Genomic DNA, 14,797 nt, shown 5'->3' with positions numbered 1-14,797 from the left:
CTCGCTCGATGCAAAGATCGGTGCATGGCAACGGCTGCTCAATGGATCGAAGGCGCTCGTCCGCGCACCCTCCCGAACGCGATCGCCCCGGTGCTCGTGGGCACCGGCGCCGCGGCATCGCTCGGCGGCGCGGTGTGGTGGAAGGCGGTACTGGCACTGGTGGTCTCTCTCGCGTTGATCGTGGGCGTCAATTTCGCCAACGACTACTCGGACGGGATCCGCGGCACCGACGACGAGCGGGTCGGACCGCTGCGACTCGTCGGGTCCAAGCTGGTGAAACCGTCGGCGGTGAAGGCGGCGGCCATCGCCTGCTTCGCGGTCGCCGCAGTGGCCGGCCTGGTCCTCGCCGTCACCACCGCGTGGTGGCTCGTGCTGATCGGCGCCCTGTGCATCGTGGGCGCCTGGTTCTACACGGGCGGCAAGAAGCCGTACGGGTACAGCGGCTTCGGCGAGATCGCCGTGTTCGTGTTCTTCGGCCTCGTCGCCGTCCTCGGCACCCAGTACGTGCAGGCCGAGACGATCGATTGGGCCGGGGTCGTGTCCGCGGTCGCCGTCGGGTCGTTCTCGAGCGCGGTTCTCGTCGCCAACAATCTGCGGGACATCCCCACCGACACCGAATCCGGCAAACGCACGCTCGCCGTCCGGCTCGGCGACTCGCGTACCCGCATCCTGCACCTGGTCACGCTGACGGTCCCGTTCGTCGTGACCCTGGTCCTGGTGCTGCGCACCCCGTGGGCGCTCGTCGGACTGCTCGCGCTGCCCCTCGCCGTCCGGGCGAACGCCCCCGTCCGCTCGGGTGGCCTCGGCCTCGCACTGATTCCCGCGCTGCGGGATTCGGGGCTGGCGATGCTGGTCTGGGGCGCCGCCACCGCCGTGGCCCTTTCGGCTGCCTGAGCCCTCCCGGGTCAGTCGCCGTCCGGCAGCAGGATGCCGAGAACGAAGTTGACGATCGAGATGATCAGGCCGCCCCACACGGCCGTCCAGAAGCCGTCGACGGTCAGGCCGTACTCGGTCTGGGAGCTCAGCCACGCGGTGAGCAACAGCATCAGGGCGTTGATCACCAGGGTGAACAGGCCGAGCGTCAGGATCAGCAGCGGCAGCGACAGCAACTTCACCAGCGGCTTGACGAAGATGTTGACGACCGTGAACACCAGCGCGATGCCGAGCAGCACCACGATGTCCCAGCCGGTTCCGTTGCCCGAACTGGAGATGTCGATACCCGACACCCAGGCTGCCGCCAGCCAGATCGCGAACGCGTTGATGACGAGGCGTACCAAGAAGGTCATGCGTGCATGCTGGCACACCGATCGGACAAACGGGAACCGGGCGACCGGTCAGGCCGCGCGGTCGTCGAGAGCCGCGTGCATGCGCCGGCGGAGTTCGCCGACTCCGACCCGGACCTCGAGGATCTCCTTCGTCGTGCCCTCGGCGACGCGCAGCACCCCGAGGAAGATGTGCTCTGCGCCGATGTGATCGTCCTTGCGCGCCAGCGCCTCCCGCAGCGACAGTTCGATCGCCTTCTTCGCGTCGCGGGTGAACCCGATATGCCCCGACTTCCGGCCGAACCAGCCGCGCTTCTCCGAGGGCTGTTCCGGATCGAGCACGCCCTTGCCGAAGTTCTGCTCGAGACTCTGCCGCACGGCGTCGAGGTCGATCCCGATCGATTCGAGTGCTTCCGCGTCGGCGTCGCTCAGGGCGGTGCCGTGCGACGCGACGGTCGATCGCGCCGCGTCCTCCTCGATGCCGGCGTCGGCGAGGATGCCGTGGACGGGTTCGGTTTTCACGGACAGCAGCGCGAGTACGAGGTGTTCGGGCCCGATCTGCGGTGACTTCACGTCGCGCGCTTCCTGCTGCGCGCCGATCACCACGGCCCGGGCGTCCATCGAGAATCGTTCGAACATGCGCCGTTACCTCCCTCTCCGGTTGTGTTTCTGGTGAACGGCCTGCCTGCTCACCTCGAGGGAGTCGGCGATCGCCTGCCAGGACCAGCCCTGGGCGCGGGCGTTGGCGACCTGGATGGCCTCGAGCCGTTCGAGGAGTCGCCGCAGCGCACGCACGGCCCGCAACCCCTCGGCGGGGTCGGGGCTGCCCGCCGCTGCGGCGAGCGTGGTTGCTTCGGTCATGCATGTCAATTTAGGTTGACACCGACCGGATGTCAACCCTGCTTGACAGATTTGAGGTGGGCCGTCAGTACGCGGCGACCGCCCCGTCGACCGCGATCTGCAGGTCCTTCTGCACGACGTGCGCGATGTCCATCGGTTTCGCCGGGAGGTCGAACACCGGCTCCGACACGAACACGCTCGCCGACTTCACGTTCTCGGGGTCGGGCCCGTGAGCGTCCGGCCCGTAACTGATGCCGATGGACAGCAGCACGGGCGAGACTCCGCGATCCGCCGCACGTTTCGCGATGTGACCGATACCGCTGTTGATGTGCTGCAGCCGGGTCGGGTCGTCCTCGTTGCACGTGCCCTCGGGAAAGATCGCCAGGTTGTCGCCGCGACAGAGCCGTTCGGCGGAGATGTCCATCATGAGCCTGCCCGCGTCGGCGACCGCCCGGAGCCCGTAGTTCTTGCTGCGGAACACCGGGATCCCGCCCATCATGTCGACCTTCTTGTGCAGGTCGGGGTCGACGAACAATTCGTCTTTCGCGAGCACCCGGGTGCGTCCGATCGCGCGGCGCAACGGCGTGTTCCAGGCCGTCGCCGCCAGCGTGTACTGATCGCTGTGGGTCACGTGATTGGCCGCGATGATCAGCACCCTGCCCGACTTCACCAGCCCGGCGAGCTGCGCCTTCGCGTCGTCCGCGTACACGATCCGCGGCCGGTACTTCGCATACAGCGACGCGTACGCCAGCTTGGCGAGCACCCGATTCTGCCGGTGGTCGCGGTAGTACGCGTACACCGCTTCGTAGTTCTCGAGAGTCACCTCGGGCTTGTCCATGCGCGTCCCCACTCCGTCGTCCTGATGCCAGGCTATCAACCTACGGTTGCGTAGCCTACGGAGGAGTAGGTTTTGGGAAAGTGCAGGGAAACTGTGCGAACAGCACGATTTCGGGTACAAAAGACCTGTGATCCGCACGGCCATTTCCACCGACCTTCCCGCTCTGCAAGACATCGAAATCGCGGCGGGTGCGCCGTTTCGTGACATCGGAATGGACGCCGTCGCCGACGATCCTCCGTTCTCACTCGACGAGCTGACCGAATACCTCCAGCTGGAATGCATTTGGGTCGCGGTCGACGCAGACGACGCCCCGGTGGCCTACGCACTCGTCGCCGTCGTCGACGGCGGCGCCCACATCGAGCAGGTGTCGGTCCACCCATCCCACGCCCGTCAGGGCCTCGGCGCGCTGCTGCTCGACGAGATCTCGTCGTGGGCGGCCGTCCGAGGACTGCCCGCCCTCACCCTCACCACGTTCGTCGACGTCCCGTGGAACGCCCCCTATTACGAGCGGCTGGGTTTCCGTCCCCTGCCGGAGACCGACCTCACACCGGGCCTGTCACGCATCCGCGACGACGAGGCCCGGCACGGCCTCGCCGCGTGGCCGCGGGTGACGATGTCCCGCGCAGTGACCGCGGCGGTGCGCACCGCCGCACCCGCGCCTCAGCCGGGCTGACCGGGCCACGCCCCGGTCGCCGCGAACCGGTCGAGCACCGCGGTGGGACCCGAGAGGTCGATTCCCTCCCCGGCCACCCAGTCGTCGTCGAAGTAGGTGTCGGCGTACCGTTCGCCGCCGTCGCACAGGACGGTGACGACACTGCCCGACCGTCCGGCCGCGAGCATCTGCGCGACGACGGTGAACGCACCCCACAGGTTCGTGCCCGTCGACCCGCCGACCCGGCGACCCAGCACCGAACTGGCGTGCCGGGCCGTCGCGATGGACGCAGCGTCGGGCACCCGCATCATGCGGTCGATGACCTGCCCGACGAAGGACGGCTCGACCCGAGGCCGGCCGATGCCCTCGATCCGCGACGGCATTCCCGTCGCGAACTCGCAGGAGTTGTTCTCGTAGCCGCCGAAGAACGCGGAGTTCTCGGGGTCCACGACGAGGAGGCGGGTCGCGTGCCTGCGGTAGCGGATGTACCGGCCCAGCGTCGCACTGGTGCCGCCGGTCCCGGCACTCATGACGAGCCACTCCGGCACCGGGTGCTCTTCCTGAATCATCTGCTGGAAGATCGACTCGGCGATGTTGTTGTTGCCCCGCCAGTCGGTGGCCCGTTCCGCGTGCGTGAACTGGTCCATGAAGTGACCGTTCGTCTCCGCGGCGAGCCGACGGGCCTCGCTGTAGATCTCCGGCGGGTGGTCGATGAAGTGGCAGCGACCGCCCTGCGCCTCGATGAGGGCGATCTTCGCGCCGCTCGTGCTGCGCGGCATGACGGCCACGAAGTCGAGGCCGAGCATCTTCGCGAAGTACGCCTCACTGACGGCCGTCGATCCCGACGACGCCTCGATGACCGTGGTTCCCTCGGTGATCCAGCCGTTGCAGATCGCGTACAGGAACAGCGACCGGGCCAGCCGGTGCTTGAGGCTGCCCGTGATGTGGGTCGACTCGTCCTTCAGATAGAGCTGCACACCCCAGTCGACGGGCAGCGGGTACCGCAGCAGGTGCGTGTCGGCGCTGCGCTGCGCGTCGGCGTCGATGAGGCGGACGGCGTTGTCGACCCAGTCCCGCGGCAAGCTCCTGTCGATGACGACGCAGTCGTCGACCGTCACCGGGACGTGCCCTCACCGCGGAGCCGGGCACGCAGGTCGGCCTGGTCCGCGCGGCGCTGCGCGTCGAACGTGGCGATCCCCTCGTTGACCCTCTTGCGGAGTTTCGCGAACAGAAGGAGCGACAGCGGGAGTGCGATGAGGACCGCGAAGATCGCGGCGACGAGCAGCGGCACGGCGACTCCGACGAGCGAGGCCACCCCGAGGATGATGGCGCCGATGACGACGACCAGCAGCAGCCGGGCGATCGAATAGATCGCGACGTCGCGCGCCAGCTGCCCCTTGGTCACCCGCCCACCCTGCTTCGCTGTCGCGCTCGAATCTGCGGGCTCGACCTGGTCTTCTGGCTTCTCGGATGACTCGCTCACGCCCCCAGGTTACCCATCGCCGAGGGGGCTCCCCACACGTCCGACTTATCCGATTTGTCTATTACCTCCCCTTTACCAACATTAGATCGTTCGAGTACCCGGGGTCCCGGATGTCACGATGACCGAGATCAGTCGCAACAGCGGCCGGCTTCAGCACAGATCAGTCGAAAGCAGTGGAGGATCGTCGATGAGCGCACCCACCTACAACGGACCCGGATTCAGCGGATCCAACGAAGCCCTCATGACCCCGGGCCAGGTGGCTGCCCTGTTCCATGTCGACCCGAAGACCGTGACGCGTTGGGCGCACGCGGGCCGGCTCGGATCGCTGCGCACCCCCGGTGGGCACCGCCGCTTCCGCGAGGCCGAGGTCATGCAGTTGCTCCGCTCCCTGACCACGGAGGCCGGCCGACCCTGACGCTGGAGGCGGGCCGACCCTGAGGTTCCGCTGGTAACACCGCACTGCCCGGGCGCTCTGCGATCGGGTGGGTGCCCTCTGCCGCCGACGCGGCTACGCTCGAGGAGTACCGGCTACCCTCGTGCGGTGTAAGGAGGTGCGCGGTGATCTATCTGTTGGCACTCATCGGGCTCGTGACAGTGGCGGTCCTGATGTGGAAGGCGTTCGGCCCGAACACGCGGCCCGTGCTGAGCACGCGGGTGCAGGGACCGGACGACGATCCGGATTTCCTGTGGAAGGTGGACCGGGAGACGCGTCGGAAGAAGTCCGACGAACCCGATGCCGGTCCGGCGGACCCGGCCGGATGAGCAACAGCCGTGGTGCCGGTCGAGCCGGCACCATCGGTGTCACTGCCTCAGCGACGGTCCTGTAGCGCGAAACTCGACGCCGGGAAGTCGGAGGCCACCGCGGCGGCCAGTTCGAGGAGTGCGTTGCGCGTCTTCGGGCGCAGCCGCTCGAGTTCGATCTCGGCGCCCTCTTCGAGGTGCGGGTCGAACGGAATCAGCCGCACCAGGCGGCATCGCTGCTCGAAATGCTCGACGACCTTCGGCAGATCCACCTTGCCCGACCTCGGGCGCACCGCATTGACGACGGCCACCGACCGGGCCACCAGTTCGCGGTATCCGTGGGCGTCGAGCCAGTCCAGCGTCGCCGAAGCGCTTCGGGCGCCGTCGACGGATCCCGAACTGACCACCACGAGCGCGTCGGCCTCTTCGAGGATGGTCTGCATCGCGGAGTGCATCAGTCCGGTGCCGCAGTCGGTGAGGACGATGCTGTAGAACTTCTCGAGCATCGTGACGGTCCGGGCGTAGTCGTCGGCGCTGAACGCCTCCGAGACGGCCGGGTCGCTGTCGGACGCGAGCACCTCGAGCCGGTGCCTGCTCTGCGACGTGTAACTGCGGACGTCGCTGTATTTTTCGATGCTCTGCTCGTCGCGCAGCAGGTTCCGCACCGTCGCGGGCGTCTCGAGGGGAATCTTCTGACTCAACGTGCCGCGGTCGGGGTTGGCGTCGACGGCGATGACGCGGTCGCCGCGCAGTGACGCGAACGTGGAGCCTAGGGTCGCGGTGGTCGTGGTCTTGCCGACCCCGCCCTTGAGGCTCAGCAGCGCGATCTTGTAGCACCCCTGCAGCGGTTGGTTGACCTGCTTGGTCAGCTCGATCCGGCGCTGTTCCTTCGCGCTGTTCCCGACGTTGACGTAGCGGCCGGACAGTCGGTACAGCGCCTTGCGCCACCCCGTGGTCGGGGCCGGCTTGACCTGCTTGAGGAGTAGCGACGTCGACAGGTCGCGGGCCGAAACCGCGTACTGCTGATCGGCGTTCGTGTTGTTCGGACGATTCGCGGGTTGCTGGGCCGCGAACGCACCCGGCTGAGGTGTCTGCTGAACAGGGGGCTGGGGTGTCTGCCGGACCGGCGGCTGCTGCGGGGGCGTGAACGCCGCCGGCTGGGGTGCCGGAGCCTGCTGTGCGGCGGGCGCCTGTTGTGCGGCCGGTGCCTGCTGAGGGGCGGGGGCCTGCTGAGGGGCGGGGGCCTGGGTCTGTGGCCGCGCGGGTGCGGCGGCGGGGGCCTGCGCGAACGGATTGGGACCCTGCGGCTGCACGTACGGGGCCTGCCGCGCGGCGTTCCAGGCGACGGTCGATCCGGTGTCGTCCGCGGGCGGATTCGATGCAGGCCGTACCGGCTCCCACATGCCGGAGTTGTTTTCGGACATGGCTGAACGTCCCCCTCGTGAAGTCTCCATCGTCCCCACCGGTTCTCACCGGTCGGAGACGTCGCGGCGGAAGGATATCAGTCGGTGGCGACCGTCAGTTCAGGCCCGCGTACGAGTGCAATCCCGACACCACCATGTTGATGATGAACAGGTTGAACAGCATTGCGACGAAACCCGCGACGTTGATCCATGCGGCCTTGGTGTCGCGCCATCCGGACGTCGCGCGGGCGTGGAGGTAGGCGGCGTAGATCACCCAGGCGATGAACGACATCGTCTCCTTGGGATCCCAGCCCCAGAATCGGCCCCAGGCTGCCTCGGCCCAGATGGCGCCGAGGATGACACCGGCGCCGAACAGCGGGAACCCGATGATGGTGGTCTTGTACGCCAGGCGGTCCAGGGTCTGCGCGTCGGGCAACCGCTCCGCGATCCGCGCGAACACGCCCGTCCCCTCCTCGCCGCGCGGGTATCGCATGCGCAGCAGGAACAGCAGGCTCGAGATGCCCGACACGAGGAACACACCGGAACCGACGCTCACGATGGTGACGTGGATGGGCAGCCAGTACGACCGCAGTGCGGGCACGACGGGCGCCGCGTCCGCGTACAGCACTGTGGCGGCGAGGAACATCAGGATCAGGACGGGAACGAGCAGGAACACCCACATCGACCGGTACGCCGGCTTCGACAGCAGCGCGAGACCGACGACGAGCGCCGCCGCGCAGGCCATGGTCACGAACTCGTACATGTTGCCGAGCGGGAACCGCTCCGTCGCGAATCCGCGCAGCACGATCGACGCGAAGATCAGTACCGTGCCGACGACGAGCACGGCGGCGCCCATACCACCGAACCGATCGGACAGCGGCTTCTTCGGCTGCTCGACCACTCGGCCGGGGACGCCGGGCGCTTCGGACGGGCGCGCGCCCGATCCGGCCGACACGAGTTCCCGGTCCTGCACGGCCTGCGCCCGCGTGGACGCGTACTGCACGATGAGCAGCACGAGCGCCAGCACCAGCACGGTGAAGGCTGATCGGAAGGCCCAGTCGCTGTACTGCGCCAGTGTCTCGTTGGTCGTCATCGTTGGCTCTCCTGCGCGTCAGGCTTCGTGTCGTCCGTGAGCAGACGGGTGCAGAGTCGGCCGAACTCGTCGCCCCAGCCGGCCTGATCGGTCCGGGCGAGTCCACCAAGCTCTACTACAGTACGTCGTGGCCCCGGGTCGGCGGCGTCCGCGGGGTAGATCCGGGCCCAGATCCGGCGGCGCTTGACCAGCAGCGAGACGAGCAGTCCCGCCATCATCGTCAGGGCCGACACCAGCACCCACTGCTGTGCCGGGTCGTGCGACACCTGCAGGTTCACGAAGTCCACGGCGCCGTCGAACCGCACCTGGGTGCCGTCGGACAGGGTCGAACTCTCCCCCGGCTTCAGGTTCACCCGGTCCTGCTTCACGAGCCGGCCCTGGTTGATCAGTTCCGTGTTGAGCGAGAACAGCGACTGCGGATTGCCCGTGTCGAGGCCGGTGTCACCCTTGTAGATGTCGATGGCGACGGCCGGGTCGGTCATCGCCGGGTAACTCGACGCCAGCAAGTTGCCGTGGAGCAGCGCGGTCGGGGCGAACAGCCCCTCGATCGCGATCTGGTTCTTCCGGCGCTCGTCGGTGTCGGGGTACATGCCGCCGGGCGGGTCGAACCGCATCGCGCCGCTGCTCAGGAACGTCGTCGCGTCGTCGGGACGCCACTGCAGCGTCTCGGTGCGGGTTTCGCCGTTCGGGAACGTGACGGTGAACGTCGGCGCGTACCCGTGTCCCTGCAGGTAGACGCGGTCACCCTCGACGCGCAGCGGATGGTTGACCTGCAACTGCCCGTCCCGCCAGGTGTTCGTCTCGAGGTCGTCGCCCGCCTGGTAGGCGATGTTGGACGTGAACATCTCGGCCTGACCGCTGTCGAGGTAGTCGGCGGCGAAGTCCTTCACCTTGATGCACAGCGGCGTCATGCCGGTGCCGTCCTGGGTGTTGCCCGCCTTGAACGAGTCGAACACCGCCGGCGACGTGGTGCAGAACCCCGGACCGTTGTTGGCGACGACGATCACGTTGCCCTCGTAGCCGAACAGCTTGCCGACGGCGATCGCGACGAGCAGCGCGACGAGCGACAGGTGGAAGACGAGGTTGCCGAGTTCGCGGAAGTACCCCTTCTCCGCGGAGATGGTGATCTCGCCGTCGTGGGCGGCCCGTTCGCCGCCCGCGCGGGTCTCGACCCGCCACCCCTTCAGGTGGGTGCGGATGCGCGCGGCGAGTTCCTCCGGCGTCTCGTCGACCCGGTCCTCGTGGTGGTGCGGAAGTCGCGCGAGGTTCCGCGGGGCGGGCACCGGGCGGGTGCGCAGCGCCTTGGCGTGGTCGACACAGCGCGGCAGGATGCAGCCGACGAGGGAGATGAAGAGCAGGACGTAGATCGCGGTGAACCAGAAACTGCCGAACACGTCGAACAGTTCGAGCTTGTCCATCCACGGACCGAGGGTCGGCCGGTTCGCGATGTACTCGTCGACCTTCCCGGCGTTGAGGCTGCGCTGCGGCAGCAGCGCGCCCGGGATCGCGGCGAGGGCGAGCAGGAACAGCAGCACCAGCGCCGTGCGCATCGACGTGAGGCCGCGCCAGGTGTTACGGACCACCGCGAACGCGCGGCCCGGCAACGATTGACGGGGCACCGGTGCGGCTTCCGGGGCCTCGGGGGTCTGGATGTCGCTCATATTGGCAAGGTCACTTCCGAGATGAAGGCGTCGCGAACCCAGCCGACGAACTGGTCCCACGCGCCGGTGACGAGGGCGACGCCCACGGCCACCAGCATGATTCCGCCAAAGATTTGAATCGTGCGCGCGTTGCGGCGCAGCCAGCCGACGCCGCGCAGCGCGCGGGACGAGCCGAGCGCCAGGATCACGAACGGCAACCCGAGGCCGAGGCAGTACGCGACGATCAGGGCCACTCCGCGGGCCGCGGTGGCACCGTCGGTGCCTGCGGCGAGGGAGATGACGCCCGCGAGGGTCGGGCCGAGGCACGGGGTCCAGCCCAGCGCGAACACGGCACCGAGCAGAGGCGCCCCGGCCAGGCTGGAGATGCGCCGCGGCTCGAGCCGGGTGTCCCGCTGCAGGGCCGGGATCAGACCGATGAACACCAGGCCCATGGCGATGGTGACCACCCCGCCGACCCGCATCAGGATGTCGCGGTTGATCGCGAGGGCCGAGATGGCGCCGAACACCGACGCGGTGGCCAGCACGAACACCACGGTGAATCCGGCGACGAACAGGGCCGCGGCGCCCGCGACCCGCAACCGTCCGTCCGACACGGTCTTCGTCCGGGTGGCTGCTTCCTCCGCGGTGACGGCCGGGGCGTCCGCACCGACGACACCCGCGAGGTAGGAGAGGTAGCCGGGGACGAGCGGCACGACGCACGGCGACGCGAACGACACCAGGCCGGCGAGGACGCACGCGCCGAGCGCGAGCAGCAGCGGTCCGGTTGCCGCGGTGGACTGGAAGGCGTCGCCGACGCCGCCGGCGAGAAGGGCAGTGCTGGTGTTCACGATTCCTGCGCCACCCGTTCGACCACCGGCTTCAGGTCCTCGGTCAGTAGTTCCTTCAGGAACACCGCGGCCACGCGGTGTTCCCGGTCGAGCACGATCGTGGTGGGGATGACGCTCGTGGGGTAGTTCTGGCCCAGCGCGATCATCGTCCGCATGGCGGGGTCGTAGATCGACGGGTACGACACCTTGTTGTCGATCACGAAGTCCTGCGCCTTGTCCTGCTGGTTGTCCCGCACGTTGATCCCGAGGAACGACACGCCCTGGTCCTTGGTCTCCTCGTACACCTGCTCGAGGTCGTTCGCCTCACCGCGGCACGGCCCGCACCACTGGCCCCACACGTTGAGGACCACCACCTGACCCTCGAAATCGTCGAGCGAGGTGGTCTTGCCCTCGGTCATCAGGTCGGGTCCGGACACCGTGCCGATGGTGCCGCGGTCGGCAGGCGGGTCGTAGAAAATCTCCGTCTGACCGCCCGGCGATACGAAGTCGAACGTGCCGCCCTGGGCCACGGCGTCGTCGCCGGACGCACACGCCGACAGCGACACCGCGGCCGTACAGATCACCGCGAGAAGCCCGGCGAAGCGCCCCCGATTCATGCCCCGGTCACCCTCGGATCCGACGCGCCCGCGGGCTCCGAGTACACGATGTCGATGAGGGTGTCGCCCTCGTAGACGAGCGACGTCAGCGACGCGAGACCGCACTGCCGGTGGCGCGGATCGTGCCACAGCCGCTCCCCCTGCAGGAACCGGCGGAGGGTCCAGACGGGGAGTTGGTGGCTGACGACGACGGCCTCGTGACCGACCGCCGACACGCGGGCGGTGTTGACGGCGGCCAGCATGCGGTGCGCGATCTGCAGGTACGGCTCGCCCCAGGACGGTGTGAACGGGTCGCGCAGTTTCCACCAGTGCCGGGGACGCGACAGCGCGCCGTCGCCGACGGAGACCTTGAGTCCCTCGAATTCGTTGCCGGCCTCGATGAGGTTCTCGTCGGTCGCGATGTCGACGCCGTGCGCGTCGGCGATCGGGGCGGCCGTCTCCTGTGCCCGCTGCAGCGGCGACGACACCACGTGCGTGATGTCGTGCTTGGCCAGCACCGACGCCACCGCGCGGGCCTGCGCCTCACCCGTCACCGACAGCCGGAACCCGGGGAGCCTGCCGTAGAGGATCCCTCGCGGGTTGTGCACCTCGCCGTGCCGGAGCACGTGCACGATGGTGCGGGTCTGTGTGTGGTCGGGATGATCGGCTTCGGTCACGTTGCGGTTCCTCGGGTCGGGGCGGGAGGTCAGGTGGGTGTCGGCGGCGGGGCCGCCGGCCCCCGGAGGGGAAGACTCGTCAGGGCTGGACGGCCGCGGCGGCGGCCTTCGCGGCGTGCGGCAGGGCGTCGGCGATGATCGAGAATGCGGTGTCGTCCATGGCGGCGGAGACGAACCACGCCTCGAACGCGCTCGGCGGCGGGTACACCCCGCGCGAGAGCAGTCCGTGGAAGAAGGCCGGGAAGCGCCAGGTCTGCGCGGCCTTGGCCTCGGCGTAGTTGGTGACCGGGTCTTCGCTGAAGAACACGCTGAGCATGGTGCCCGCGGTCTGCACGCGGTGCGGCACGCTCGCCGCGGTCAGTGCGTCGGACAGGAGCGTCCGGAGGGTGGCGCTGTTGCGCTCGAGGGCGTCGTACACGCCCTGGTCCGCGGCGCGCAGGCTGGCGAGCCCGGCGGCGACGGCGACGGGGTTACCGGACAGGGTTCCTGCCTGATAGACGGGTCCGGCGGGGGCGAGGTGAGCCATGACGTCGGCGCGGCCACCGAACGCCGCGGCGGGCAGACCGCCGCTCATCACCTTGCCGAACGTGTAGAGGTCACCGGCGACGCCGTCGAGTCCGTACCAGCCGGCGGAGCTGACCCGGAATCCGGTCATCACCTCGTCCATGATGAGCAGCGCGCCGTTGTCGCGGGTCAGCGTGCGCAGGCTCTCGTTGAATCCGGGCTGCGGCGCCACCGCGCCCATGTTGCCGGCGGCGGCCTCGGTGATGACGCACGCGATCTGGCCGTCGTTCGCGGCGAACGCCTGAGCGACGGCGTCGAGATCGTTGTAGGGCACGACGATGGTGTCCTCGGCCTGCGCGCCGGTCACGCCGGGCGACGTGGGGAGGCCGAACGTGGCGAGTCCCGAACCGGCGTCGGCCAGCAGTGCGTCGACGTGTCCGTGGTAGCAGCCGGAGAACTTGAGGACCTTGGTCCGGCCGGTGAATCCGCGGGCGAGGCGGACGGCGCTCATGGTGGCTTCGGTGCCGGAGTTGACCAGCCGCACCTTCTCCACCGGCGCGACGCGGCGGACGATCTCCTCGGCCAGTTCGATCTCACCCTCGGTGGGCGCGCCGAACGAGAGGCCGGTGGTGGCCGCCTTCTGCACGGCCTCGACGACGGCGGGGTGCGCGTGCCCGAGGATCATCGGCCCCCAGGAGCAGATGAGGTCCACGTAGTCGTTGCCGTCGACGTCGGTGAGCGTGTAGCCGGACGCTTCCCTGATGAACCGCGGGGTGCCGCCGACCGAGTGGAAGGCCCGCACCGGGGAGTTGACGCCGCCGGGAATGACCAGATCAGCCCTCTCGAAGAGCTGGGCGGAGCGGGAAGCGTGCACGTCGGGGTCACCGGAGGAAACAGTCACGGCCTCCAGTGTCCCAGTTCTGTCGAATTTGCCAACGACAGGGTGTAGTGGGTGGCCAGGATCACTCTGCCACCGCGTGCCGTTCGGAGGTTCACAGATTGCCGCGGGCCGCCTGTTCGCGCTCGATGGATTCGAACAGGGCCCGGAAGTTGCCTGCCCCGAACCCCAGCGATCCGTGCCGTTCGATCACCTCGAAGAACACCGTCGGCCGGTCACCGAGCGGTTTGGTGAAGACCTGCAGGAGGTACCCGTCCTCGTCGCGGTCGACGAGGATTCCGCGTTTCTGCAGTTCCTCCACCGGCACCCGCACCGTGCCGATGCGGGCACGCAGTTGCGGATCCTCGTAATAGGCGTCGGGGGTGGCCAGGAACTCGACGCCCTCCGCGCGCAGCGCGTCGACGGTGGCGAGGATGTCACCGGTCGCAAGGGCCAGATGCTGGCAGCCCGGCTCACCGTAGAACTCGAGATATTCGTCGATCTGCGACTTCTTCTTTCCCACCGCCGGTTCGTTGAGCGGGAACTTCACCCGGTGGTTGCCGTTCGCCACGACCTTCGACATGAGCGCCGAGTACTCGGTGGCGATGTCGTCGCCGACGAATTCGGCCATGTTCGTGAATCCCATGACCCGGTTGTAGAACCGCACCCAGTGATCCATCCGGCCCATCTCGACGTTGCCGACGGCGTGGTCGAGCGCCTGGAACAGGCGTTTCGGCTTCCCCGGCCGCGCCGCGTAACCGCTGGAGCGCGAGACGAATCCGGGTAGGTAGGGGCCGTCGTACCTGCTGCGGTCGACGAGGGTGTGCCGGGTGCTGCCGTAGGTGGCGATCGCCGCGAGCCGCACGGTGCCGTGCCGATCCGTGACGTCGCGCGGCTCCTCCAGGATGGTGGCCCCCTGGGTGCGCGCGTGCGCGATGCAGCGGTCGACGTCGAGCACCTCCATGGCCAGGTCCACCACGCCGTCGCCGTGGGCCCGGTGATGGTCGGCGAGCGGGCTCTTCGGGTCCACGGCGCCGTGCAGCACGAACCGCGCCGTTCCGGATTCGAGGACGAACGACTTGTGCGACCGCTGACCGGTCTCCGGCCCGGCATAGGCGACGAGGGTCATCCCCCAGGTGGAGACGAAGTACTGCATGCTCTGCGTCGCGTTGCCGCACACGAATACGACGGCGTCCATCGCGACCACGGGAAACGGATCCGACGCGTCGTCGTGTTCGACGAGTCCGACCAGCTGCCGGAGCTCGTCGGACTCCAGTTGTGCGGCCACCTCACGGGGCGTCAGGCGAATGTCGGTGGTAGTCATACCCCACTGTGATCCAGCGCACACCGCTGCGCAACAGTGC

18 protein-coding genes are annotated in these 14,797 nt (G+C 68.6%); 4 read left to right on the top strand and 14 right to left on the bottom strand.

Features of this window, described 5'->3' with window-relative positions; genetic code table 11:
* Window positions 1-24 precede the first annotated feature (24 nt).
* Complete coding sequence (locus tag JWS13_RS35500; RefSeq protein ID WP_206010057.1) at window positions 25-894, top strand: 1,4-dihydroxy-2-naphthoate polyprenyltransferase; 870 nt, start codon at window positions 25-27, stop codon at window positions 892-894.
* Window positions 895-905: 11 nt separating this feature from the next.
* On the opposite strand, the gene JWS13_RS35495 is transcribed toward JWS13_RS35500, so the two are convergent.
* The 4 genes from JWS13_RS35495 to JWS13_RS35480 form a co-directional block, all read right to left on the bottom strand.
* Window positions 906-1,286, bottom strand: coding sequence for a phage holin family protein (locus JWS13_RS35495; RefSeq protein ID WP_072939943.1), 381 nt, complete (start codon window positions 1,284-1,286; stop codon window positions 906-908).
* 48 nt (window positions 1,287-1,334) lie between these two features.
* On the bottom strand, window positions 1,335-1,901 hold the full coding sequence (locus JWS13_RS35490) for a Clp protease N-terminal domain-containing protein (RefSeq protein ID WP_206010053.1): 567 nt from the start codon (window positions 1,899-1,901) through the stop codon (window positions 1,335-1,337).
* A gap of 6 nt (window positions 1,902-1,907) precedes the next feature.
* On the bottom strand, window positions 1,908-2,123 hold the full coding sequence (locus JWS13_RS35485; protein WP_005258323.1) for a hypothetical protein: 216 nt from the start codon (window positions 2,121-2,123) through the stop codon (window positions 1,908-1,910).
* Between the two features lie 64 nt (window positions 2,124-2,187).
* Window positions 2,188-2,940 carry a lysophospholipid acyltransferase family protein gene (locus tag JWS13_RS35480; protein WP_206010052.1) on the bottom strand — a complete coding sequence of 251 codons (753 nt, stop codon included), beginning with the start codon at window positions 2,938-2,940 and terminating at the stop codon, window positions 2,188-2,190.
* 127 nt (window positions 2,941-3,067) lie between these two features.
* On the opposite strand from JWS13_RS35480, the gene JWS13_RS35475 reads away from it, so the two are divergent.
* Window positions 3,068-3,613: a GNAT family N-acetyltransferase gene (locus JWS13_RS35475; RefSeq protein ID WP_206010051.1), complete on the top strand. Its 546-nt coding sequence runs from the start codon at window positions 3,068-3,070 to the stop codon at window positions 3,611-3,613.
* On the opposite strand, the gene cds1 is transcribed toward JWS13_RS35475, so the two are convergent.
* Window positions 3,601-4,710, bottom strand: a complete 1,110-nt coding sequence (gene cds1, locus JWS13_RS35470) for an L-cysteine desulfhydrase Cds1 (RefSeq protein WP_206010050.1) — start codon at window positions 4,708-4,710, stop codon at window positions 3,601-3,603. The genes JWS13_RS35475 and cds1 overlap by 13 nt on opposite strands.
* The gene (locus JWS13_RS35465; RefSeq protein WP_206010049.1) at window positions 4,707-5,075 is read right to left on the bottom strand and encodes a DUF4229 domain-containing protein; all 369 of its coding nucleotides are present in this window, start codon (window positions 5,073-5,075) and stop codon (window positions 4,707-4,709) included. The genes cds1 and JWS13_RS35465 overlap by 4 nt, the downstream gene beginning before the upstream one ends.
* Window positions 5,076-5,262: 187 nt before the next feature.
* Between JWS13_RS35465 and JWS13_RS35460 the strand changes: the two genes are divergently transcribed.
* Complete coding sequence (locus JWS13_RS35460; protein WP_005252019.1) at window positions 5,263-5,490, top strand: BldC family transcriptional regulator; 228 nt, start codon at window positions 5,263-5,265, stop codon at window positions 5,488-5,490.
* A 143-nt stretch (window positions 5,491-5,633) separates the two neighbouring features.
* Entirely contained in the window at window positions 5,634-5,837 is a 204-nt protein-coding gene (locus JWS13_RS35455; protein ID WP_072939927.1) for a hypothetical protein, read from the top strand.
* A 47-nt stretch (window positions 5,838-5,884) separates the two neighbouring features.
* Here the strand turns inward: JWS13_RS35455 and JWS13_RS35450 are convergent, their stop codons facing one another.
* From JWS13_RS35450 to hppD, 8 genes are all read right to left on the bottom strand, one after another.
* Window positions 5,885-7,240 carry a MinD/ParA family ATP-binding protein gene (locus JWS13_RS35450; protein WP_206010048.1) on the bottom strand — a complete coding sequence of 452 codons (1,356 nt, stop codon included), beginning with the start codon at window positions 7,238-7,240 and terminating at the stop codon, window positions 5,885-5,887.
* Between the two features lie 94 nt (window positions 7,241-7,334).
* Window positions 7,335-8,312 (bottom strand): c-type cytochrome biogenesis protein CcsB, encoded by a 978-nt coding sequence (gene ccsB, locus JWS13_RS35445; RefSeq protein WP_206010047.1) that lies wholly within the window; start codon window positions 8,310-8,312, stop codon window positions 7,335-7,337.
* The gene (resB, locus tag JWS13_RS35440) at window positions 8,309-9,973 is read right to left on the bottom strand and encodes a cytochrome c biogenesis protein ResB (protein ID WP_124395107.1); all 1,665 of its coding nucleotides are present in this window, start codon (window positions 9,971-9,973) and stop codon (window positions 8,309-8,311) included. Before resB ends, ccsB begins: the two co-directional genes overlap by 4 nt.
* A complete protein-coding gene (locus JWS13_RS35435; RefSeq protein ID WP_087561642.1) occupies window positions 9,970-10,800 on the bottom strand; it encodes a cytochrome c biogenesis CcdA family protein in 831 nt (276 codons plus the stop codon). The genes resB and JWS13_RS35435 overlap by 4 nt, the downstream gene beginning before the upstream one ends.
* Window positions 10,797-11,396, bottom strand: coding sequence for a TlpA disulfide reductase family protein (locus JWS13_RS35430; RefSeq protein WP_206010046.1), 600 nt, complete (start codon window positions 11,394-11,396; stop codon window positions 10,797-10,799). The genes JWS13_RS35435 and JWS13_RS35430 overlap by 4 nt, the downstream gene beginning before the upstream one ends.
* Complete coding sequence (locus tag JWS13_RS35425; RefSeq protein ID WP_043826371.1) at window positions 11,393-12,052, bottom strand: histidine phosphatase family protein; 660 nt, start codon at window positions 12,050-12,052, stop codon at window positions 11,393-11,395. The genes JWS13_RS35430 and JWS13_RS35425 overlap by 4 nt, the downstream gene beginning before the upstream one ends.
* Before the next feature lie 79 nt (window positions 12,053-12,131).
* Complete coding sequence (gene hemL, locus JWS13_RS35420) at window positions 12,132-13,457, bottom strand: glutamate-1-semialdehyde 2,1-aminomutase (RefSeq protein ID WP_206010045.1); 1,326 nt, start codon at window positions 13,455-13,457, stop codon at window positions 12,132-12,134.
* Between the two features lie 91 nt (window positions 13,458-13,548).
* Window positions 13,549-14,757: a 4-hydroxyphenylpyruvate dioxygenase gene (gene hppD / locus JWS13_RS35415; RefSeq protein WP_206010044.1), complete on the bottom strand. Its 1,209-nt coding sequence runs from the start codon at window positions 14,755-14,757 to the stop codon at window positions 13,549-13,551.
* Between the last annotated feature and the right edge of the window lie 40 nt (window positions 14,758-14,797).

It is taken from the genome of Rhodococcus pseudokoreensis (assembly GCF_017068395.1).
Taxonomy (GTDB): Bacteria; Actinomycetota; Actinomycetes; order Mycobacteriales; family Mycobacteriaceae; genus Rhodococcus_F; species Rhodococcus_F pseudokoreensis.
Note: the sequence above shows the minus strand (reverse complement) of the source record. Positions and strands in the feature narration are given on the sequence as shown.